This is a genomic window from Colwellia sp. Bg11-12 (assembly GCF_014076955.1).
In the GTDB taxonomy this organism is placed as follows: domain Bacteria; phylum Pseudomonadota; class Gammaproteobacteria; order Enterobacterales; family Alteromonadaceae; genus Colwellia_A.
Window position 1 is genome coordinate 1 of the sequence record NZ_JACGUZ010000020.1, and the last position, 2,006, is coordinate 2,006.

The 2,006-nt window shown below is 42.2% G+C and carries 1 protein-coding gene; it reads right to left on the reverse strand.

The features are described from left to right. Window positions 1-2,006: amino acid adenylation domain-containing protein (locus H4J39_RS00115; protein ID WP_182225438.1), on the reverse strand; the 2,006-nt coding region annotated here is incomplete at both ends.

The window sequence follows — 2,006 nt, forward strand, 5'->3', positions numbered from 1 at the left end:
CTGGACCATAAGGTTTGTAATTCAGCTTCAAAGACAGTTTGTGGGGCAATATATTGCCCCTGTAAAGAAACTATTTCAGGCTCGGGCAGAGCTTTTTTATCTATTTTTCCATTAGGTGTCAGCGGGATTTTGGATAGCACGACAAACGAGCTAGGCATCATATAAGCAGGTAGGCTCGACAATAATTGTGCTTTTACTTCAGCAGTAAATTTGTCTTGGTCTGGTATAATCTTATCGCTTTGTACGTATGCTATTAGACTCTTGTCGCCAGCGCCTAAGTCTTTGGCTAGAACGATAGCGGTTTGTATTTGTTCTAGTGCAGATAACTGGCTTTCAATTTCCCCCAGTTCGATACGAAAACCACGAATTTTGACTTGATTGTCAACGCGACCAATGAACTCTAAGTTGCCATCTTGTAAATAACGTACCAGATCACCCGATTTATATAGTCGCTTGCTGCTGCCTGAATCTGTTGGCTGGTAATAGGGGTTTGCTATAAATTGTTTTTTGGTCAGTTCTGGTGCATTCAGATAGCCGAGGGCAAGCCCGTCGCCACCTATATATAACTCACCAACCACGCCTTTTGGCAGCAGTTGACCATGGTCGTTGAGCACTAGTAGTGTGGTGTTAAAAGTTGGTTTACCGATCACCTCGATATCGTTGATGAGGGCGAAGGCGCTATTAATGCCTGTTTCTGTTGGCCCATAGGCGTTTATCAACTTTTTATTTGATGAACGGCAGTAATTAAGCAGTTTTTCTAATATGTAGGCTGAGATACTGTCACCACTAGATATTAGGTGGATTTGATGTGTTTCCAGTTCATCTACCACCAAACTCAATAGCTGTGGCATTGCATTAAACACTTGAATTTTATGCTTTATAATTAAATTCACTAGCTTTTCTGGTTGCCGGTATTCTTGTGGAGATGCCACTACCACAGGTTTACCCAGAGCTAAGCAAACCAAGCCTTTTAGTGAGGCATCAAAAGCATAAGATGATCCCCAAAGCCAAGGTGAATGCTGCTCGATAGCGAGTAGTTGCAGTTGCTCAGCAAATTCAGCGCTAAAAGAGATCAGCGTGCCATGTGTTTGACATACCCCTTTAGGTTTGCCTGTGGTGCCTGATGTGTAAATGATATATGCGAGTCTTTCGTCAGCATTGACGGGCATATCAATTTTTGGGTTTGTACTGGCATACTGAACATAGTCACTGCCGTCAATTTCTATCATGGCTCGATGTGTAATATTGCTATTGTGACGCAAGGCTTTTTGAGTGAGTACTGTCTGGAGCCCTGTATCTTCAAGGATATAGTCAAGACGTGCTTGAGGATAATCAGGGTCTAAAGCTACATATGCCGCCCCGGCCTTGAGAATGGCGAGGATGCCAATAACCATGTCGAGAGAGCGATCTACACATAAACCAATTAGATCGTTTGGCTTAACCCGATGTGATTGTATTAAATAATGCGCTAACTTGTTTGCTTGACTATTTAATTGCCCATAAGTGAGTTCTTGCTGAGCGCAGACTAAGGCAATTGCCTTAGGATTTTTTATGGCTTGTTCTGCAAATGCTTGGTGTATGCAGTTTTTGCTTTGGTTAGTGTGAGCGCGGTTATTTAACTCAAACAGTAAGTGCTTAGTTTCCGTTGGCGATAACATAGAAAAGTCGCTAATTTTAAGCTTTTCTGTAACATCATCACTACCAAGGGCAGCTAAAAGCGTATTTAGGTGCTCGGCTATTTGCTCGATATGCTCTTTTGTAAATAAGGCCTTATCGTAATTCCATTGCATATTCAGCTCTTGTTCTGATAGTTGAATATTAATACTAAGATCAAATTTAGCCACCACTGAGTTAGCTGATTCCGCGGTGAGACTGACATCCGGCAGGCTGAACTGCTGACTTTGATTCTCTATCCCGTAATCGGTATTTGTGGTTAACATCACTTGGAATAAAGGCGTATGTGCTGTGCTTCTGGGCACATTTAAGCGCTCAACCAATTGTTCAAA